This window comes from Isoptericola sp. NPDC056578 (genome assembly GCF_042793275.1).
In the GTDB taxonomy this organism is placed as follows: Bacteria; Actinomycetota; Actinomycetes; order Actinomycetales; family Cellulomonadaceae; genus Isoptericola.
On the sequence record NZ_JBHTVC010000106.1, the window covers coordinates 1 to 6,398 of the forward strand.

General features: G+C 70.9%; 4 protein-coding genes. 1 reads left to right on the forward strand and 3 read right to left on the reverse strand.

The genetic code is table 11. The features are described from left to right. Positions 1-140: 140 nt before the first annotated feature. From ACFQ80_RS22315 to uvrB, 3 genes are all read right to left on the reverse strand, one after another. Positions 141-1,247 carry a TerC family protein gene (locus tag ACFQ80_RS22315; protein ID WP_430565181.1) on the reverse strand — a complete coding sequence of 369 codons (1,107 nt, stop codon included), beginning with the start codon at positions 1,245-1,247 and terminating at the stop codon, positions 141-143. After that, the gene (locus tag ACFQ80_RS22320; protein ID WP_430552003.1) at positions 1,244-2,257 is read right to left on the reverse strand and encodes a TerC family protein; all 1,014 of its coding nucleotides are present in this window, start codon (positions 2,255-2,257) and stop codon (positions 1,244-1,246) included. The genes ACFQ80_RS22315 and ACFQ80_RS22320 overlap by 4 nt, the downstream gene beginning before the upstream one ends. A 236-nt stretch (positions 2,258-2,493) precedes the next feature. Continuing rightward, positions 2,494-4,608 carry an excinuclease ABC subunit UvrB gene (gene uvrB / locus ACFQ80_RS22325; RefSeq protein WP_430552004.1) on the reverse strand — a complete coding sequence of 705 codons (2,115 nt, stop codon included), beginning with the start codon at positions 4,606-4,608 and terminating at the stop codon, positions 2,494-2,496. A 185-nt stretch (positions 4,609-4,793) separates the two neighbouring features. Between uvrB and ACFQ80_RS22330 the strand changes: the two genes are divergently transcribed. After that, a complete protein-coding gene (locus tag ACFQ80_RS22330) occupies positions 4,794-6,269 on the forward strand; it encodes a choice-of-anchor A family protein (RefSeq protein WP_430565182.1) in 1,476 nt (491 codons plus the stop codon). Positions 6,270-6,398 lie beyond the last annotated feature (129 nt).

A 6,398-nucleotide genomic window follows, 5' to 3' on the forward strand; every position in this document is an offset into this window, starting at 1 on the left:
AAGCCGGGGGCGAGGACGAGCCCGTCGGCGTCCTCGCTGGTGACGGCCTCTTCGGCGACGGCCCCCGGCTCGGCGACGACGACGATCCGGCCGCCGCGGATACCGACGTCGGCGGTGTACGCGGGCCCGCGCTCGTGTCGTCAGCGCCCCGTGGCCTCCGGCCCCGGTGAGGCGGACGAGGAGCTGGACTCCGGCTCCGCGTCCTGAGTCACCGCCGTCGACAACGGCTCCGGGCCGGTCGCGTCCGTCGGGGCCGTCTCCTTCGCGGCCACCGCGGCCGTGCGCCGCGTCTTCGCCAGGCTCGCGACGGTGGCGATCGCGATCGAGCCGAGGATCACGGTCAGGGACAGCCAGATCGGGATCTCGGGGGCCCAGGCGACGTGCTCGCCCCCGTTGATGAACGAGAGCGTGTTGGTGTGCAGCGCCTCGAGGATGAGCTTGACGCCGATGAACCCGAGGATGACGGCCAGGGCGATCGGCAGGTACACCAGCCGCTCGAGCAGACCGCCGAGCAGGAAGTACAGCTGCCGCAGCCCCATGAGGGCGAAGATGTTCGCGGTGAAGACGATGAAGGGGTCCTTCGTCAGCCCGAAGATCGCCGGGATCGAGTCGAGCGCGAACAGCAGGTCCGTCGAGCCGATCGCCACGAACACGACGAGCATCGGGGTGAACAGCTTCTTGCCGTCGACCACCGTGCGCACCTTGGCGCCGTCGTACTCCTTGCTCACCGGCAGCACGCGGCGCAGGAGGCGGATCGCGACGTTCTCCTTGAACTCCTCCTCGTCGTCACCGCCCGCCACCAGCTTCACGGCCGTGTAGATGAGGAACGCGCCGAAGAGGTAGAACACCCACACGAACTGCTCGAGGATCGCCGCACCGGCGAGGATGAACGCGCCGCGCAGCACCAGCGCGATGATGATGCCGACCATCAGCACCATCTGCTGATGCTGCTTCGGCACCGCGAACCGCGACATGATGATGACGAAGACGAACAGGTTGTCCACGCTCAGGGAGTACTCGGTGAGCCAGCCGGCGTAGAACTCCCCGGCAGGGGCGGAGCCGCCCACGGCGAGCACGACCAGTCCGAACACCAGTGCCAGGGCGACGTAGAAGCCGACCCACAGGCCGCTCTCCTTCATGCTCGGCACGTGGGGGCGCCTGCCGACGATCGCGAGGTCGACAGCGAGCAGGACGATCAGCGCCGCGAGCGACGCCCACTCGAACCAGATCGGCAGCTCGTGGATCATGCATCTCCTTCGGAGGACGGGGCCACGACCGCGCGGGCCCGACGGTCGCGCCGGTCACGGGCGAGCGAGGCGATCGTCGTGACGGCAAGCACCACCACGATGAAACCCAGCGACAGGGTGGTCGGGATCTCGGGGATGGCCTCGACGTGCTCACCGCCGTTGACGAACGGCAGCTCGTTGGTGTGCAGCGCGTGGATCACCAGCTTGACACCGATGAAGCCGAGGATCGCCGCCAGCCCGTAGTTGAGGTAGACGAGCCGGTCGAGGAGCCCGTCCACGAGGAAGTAGAGCTGGCGCAGGCCGAGCAGCGAGAACGCGTTGGCGGCGAACACCAGGTACGTCTCCTGGGTGAGGCCGAAGATCGCGGGGATCGAGTCCACCGCGAACAGGAGGTCGGCGCTGCCGATCGCGACCATCACGATGAGCATCGGCGTGATGAACCGCTTGCCGTCGATCTTCGTGGTCATCCGGTCGCCGACGTAGGAGTCCGTCGTGGGGAACACCCGGCGCGTCAGGCGCAGCAGGCCGTTCTCGTTCCACTCCTCGTCGTGGCCCGTGCCCGAGCGCGCCTGGGCGATCGCGGTCCAGATGAGGAAGGCGCCGAAGATGTAGAACACCCAGGCGAAGTTCGCGATGATCGCGGCGCCGGCGATGATGAACACCGTGCGCAGCACCAGCGCGATCGTGATGCCGATGAGGAGCACCCGCTGCTGGTACTCCCGGGGCACCCGGAAGCTCGTCATGATCAGGACGAAGACGAACAGGTTGTCGACGCTGAGCGACTTCTCGGTGATGTACCCGGCGAAGTACTCGCCGCCGTACGTCCCGCCCCACACGATCCACACGATCACGCCGAACACGACCGCGACCGCGACGTAGGCCAGGGACCACGTGGCCGACTCGCGCAGGGTGGGGGCGTGGGGGGTGCGCACGTGGCCGACGTAGTCGACCGCGAGCATGGCGAGGATCACGCCGACGGTGACGATCCAGACCCAGACGGGCACATCCATGGAAACTCCTCCGGTACGTAGCACTGAGCACCGGAGGTCTTCCCCACCCGGAGCGGCTGCGAGCCTGACGTCCGGGCCGACGAGGCCGGTCCGGCATCCGTGCCGGACGTGATGACGACCTCACCGTGGGCGGGGTACTCCCCTCCAACCCGCACACCTTACATGAGACCTCGGACCGGCCATCCGCGCATGTCACGACGCGATCGCCGCCTGCCGCGGCGCACGGCTCGCGCCGCTCAGGCCGTCGCGGCCTGCATCTGCCGCAGCTCCTTCTTCAGCCCGCCGATCTCGTCGCGCAGGCGCGCCGCGACCTCGAACTGCAGCTCCGCGGCGGCGGCGTGCATCTGGTCGCTGAGCTCCTGGATCAGCTCCGCGAGCTCGCCCGCGGCGGCGCCGGCGAGCCTGTTGCCGGTGGTGGCGCCCTCCTTCGGCGAGCCCGGCACGGGCGCGCGGCCCTTGCCCTGCGCGGACGCCGGGGCCTTGCGGTACCCGCCGGACAGCAGCTCCTGCGTGTCGATGTCCTCGCGGGCGAGCATGTCGGTGACGTCCGCGATCTTCTTGCGCAGCGGCTGCGGGTCGATCCCGTGCTCCTCGTTGTACGCCACCTGCTTCGCGCGTCGGCGGTCGGTCTCGTCGAGGGCGTACCGCATGGCCGGCGTGATCTTGTCCGCGTACATGTGCACCTGGCCGGTGACGTTGCGCGCCGCGCGACCGATCGTCTGGATGAGCGACCGCTCGGAGCGCAGGAAGCCCTCCTTGTCGGCGTCGAGGATCGCCACCAGGGACACCTCGGGCAGGTCCAGGCCCTCGCGCAGCAGGTTGATGCCGACCAGGACGTCGTACTCGCCCAGCCGGAGCTCGCGCAGCAGCTCGACACGACGCAGCGTGTCGACCTCCGAGTGCAGGTATCGCACGCGCACGTCCTTCTCGAGGAAGTAGTCCGTGAGGTCCTCGGCCATCTTCTTGGTGAGGGTCGTGACCAGCACGCGCTCGTCCTTCTCGACGCGCTCGCGGATCTCGTGCAGCAGGTCGTCGATCTGACCCGTGGTCGGCTTGACGACCACCTGCGGGTCCACCAGGCCGGTGGGCCGGATGACCTGCTCCACGACGCCGTCGGACATGGAGAGCTCGTAGTCGCCCGGGGTCGCGGACAGGTAGACCGTCTGCCCGATCCGCTCGACGAACTCCTCCCAGCGCAGCGGCCGGTTGTCCATCGCGCTCGGCAGGCGGAAGCCGTGCTCCACGAGCGACCGCTTGCGCGACATGTCGCCCTCGAACATCGCGCCGATCTGGGGCACGGTCTGGTGCGACTCGTCGATGACGAGCAGGAAGTCCTCGGGGAAGTAGTCGAGCAGGGTGTTCGGGGGCGAGCCCTGCTCGCGGCCGTCGATGTGCCGCGAGTAGTTCTCGATGCCGCTGCACGTGCCGATCTGGCGCATCATCTCGATGTCGTACGTGGTGCGCATGCGCAGCCGCTGCGCCTCCAGCAGCTTGTTCTGCCGCTCGAGGTCCGCCAGGCGGTCGGCGAGCTCGGCCTCGATGCCGCCGATCGCCCGCTCCATCCGCTCCGGGCCCGCGACGTAGTGCGTGGCCGGGAAGAGGTAGACGCTCTGCTCGTTGCGGATCACCTCGCCCGTGAGCGGGTGCAGGGTCTGGATCGACTCGATCTCGTCGCCGAACATCTCGATGCGGACGGCGAGCTCCTCGTACACCGGGATGATCTCCACCGTGTCGCCGCGCACGCGGAACGTCCCGCGCGTGAACGCCAGGTCGTTGCGCGTGTACTGCATCTGCACGAAACGACGGAGCATGTCGTCCCGGTCGACCACGTCGCCGACGTCGAGCCGCACCATCCGGTCGACGTACTCCTGCGGGGTACCGAGGCCGTAGATGCACGACACGGAAGCGACGACGATGACGTCGCGCCGGGTCAGCAGCGACGACGTCGCCGAGTGCCGCAGCCGCTCCACCTCGTCGTTGATCGACGAGTCCTTCTCGATGTAGGTGTCCGTCTGCGCGATGTACGCCTCGGGCTGGTAGTAGTCGTAGTACGACACGAAGTACTCGACGGCGTTGTTCGGCAGCAGCTCGCGGAACTCGGTGGCGAGCTGCGCGGCGAGCGTCTTGTTGGGCGCCATGACGAGCGTGGGCCGCTGCAGCTTCTCGATGAGCCACGCCGTCGTCGCGCTCTTGCCGGTGCCGGTCGCGCCGAGCAGGACGACGTCCTTCTCGCCCGCCTGCACACGGGACGCGAGGTCCGCGATGGCGGTGGGCTGGTCTCCCGAGGGCTCGTAGTCGGACACCACCTCGAAGGGGGCCACCGCACGCTGCAGGTCGGTCACGGGTCGCATGGCACCACCGTACGGCGCGCCCCCGACACCCACTGCCGCCCCGGGGAACGACCCGGACAGGGGGTGAATTTCCGACAATTCTTTTGTAAGGAAAGAGTCGTAACCCTAGGGTGACGGCGAGCCCGTGCCCGGGCACCGCACGTCCGCCCGCGCCCTCGCGGCGCGCCCGAGTCCCGTGGAGACCTATGCCCGCCGTCGCCCCCCGTGTCCCCCGTGTCCCCCGTGTCACCCTGCGTCGCCCGGTCGTCCTGGGTGCGTGCGCGGCGCTCGTCGCCGCGCCGGCCCTGGCCCCCGTCGCCGCCCTCGCGACCGACGGCGCGGCCCCGGTCGCGTGGTGCGCCGACCTGGGGGCCGACCGTCCCGTCGGCGTCTACGACGAGGCCGTCGTCGTGGACGACGGGGTCGGCATCTACGTCGGCGGCGACCTCGCCGTCTCCCGCGCCAAGGAGCTCGAGGGCAGGGTCGTCGTCGCGGGAGACGCCGACCTCGCACGCGACGGCGGCCCCGACTCCCTCAACGTCGGCACGGCCGGGGGCGGCGGCTCCGCGATCGCGCCCGCGGGCGGCCGCGACCACCTCGTGGTGGGCGGTGACCTGGCGGCCGGACCGCGCCTCCAGGTCGGCTTCAACACTCCCGGCGGCGGCAACGTCGTTGTCGGCGGACGGATCGTCGGCGACGTGAGCACGGAGTCCTTCGTCGACCGCGCCCGGGGCAGCGTCCGCGCGGAGGTCGGACGCGAGGCCGCGCTCGCCGCCTACTCCGGCTACCCGGCCCTGGCGCGCGCCCTGTCCGACCAGGCCGAGGCGTCGGCGACCGACGTCGATCCCGAGAGCGGGGTGCTGACCCTGCGGGCCCCCGGTTCCTACCGGATCACCGCCGCCGAGGCGCGCGACCTCCAGGTCCTCAGGATCGACGGGAGGGAGCCCGTCACGATCACGGTCTCGGGGGCAGCCGTGTCGATGACGCTCGACCACGTCGAGGTCGCCGGCGACCGGGTCTACCAGGCCACCCAGTTCCTCGGCAGGTCCCTCCTGTGGTCCTTCCCCGACGCCTCCTCCGTCGACCTCGGCACGAACGGCCAGCTCCCGGGCAGCCTCGTCGTCCCCGGCACGGACAGCACCCTCACCGTCGCGACGAGCACGAACGGCCGGGTCCTCGCCGCGGGCGACGTCTCCTACACGGGCGGGCACGGCATCGAGCACCACAACTACCCGTGGTCCGGGGAGTGCGTCGACCTCCCCGCGGTCACCCCGCCGGGCGGCGCCACCGACGAGGGCGACGGCGACGACGGCGGGGACGGGTCGCAGACCCCGGCGCCGACCACGGAGCCGTCCCCCACGACCACCGAGGACGCCACCCCCGGCCCGTCCACGACGTCACCGGCCTCGGAGGCGGACGGCGAGAGCCCCGCGGACGGCGCGGCTCCCGTCGGCGGGAGCGACGAGGGCACGACGCTCCCGGACGACGACCTCGCCGCCGCGGCGGCCGTGGCCGGCGCGGAGCCCACGCCGTCGTCCTCCGACCGACCGGCCGAGGACGCGCTGCCCCGCACCGGCGCGCAGGTCGGCCTCGTCGCCGCCGCGGCCGCGGCCCTGCTCGGTGCGGGCGCGCTCCTCGTCGCGCTCCGTCGTCGGACGACCCGAGGCACGTCCCGCGGCTGAGCCGTCGCCCGGGCAGACGGCGGCGGCCGACCGCCGCGCTCCTGGTGGCCACCGGCGCGCCGGCCGTGATCGCCGCCCCGCCGGGGTCGCTTAATAAAAGACGACGAGGGCGCCCGACGTTTTAGGTAG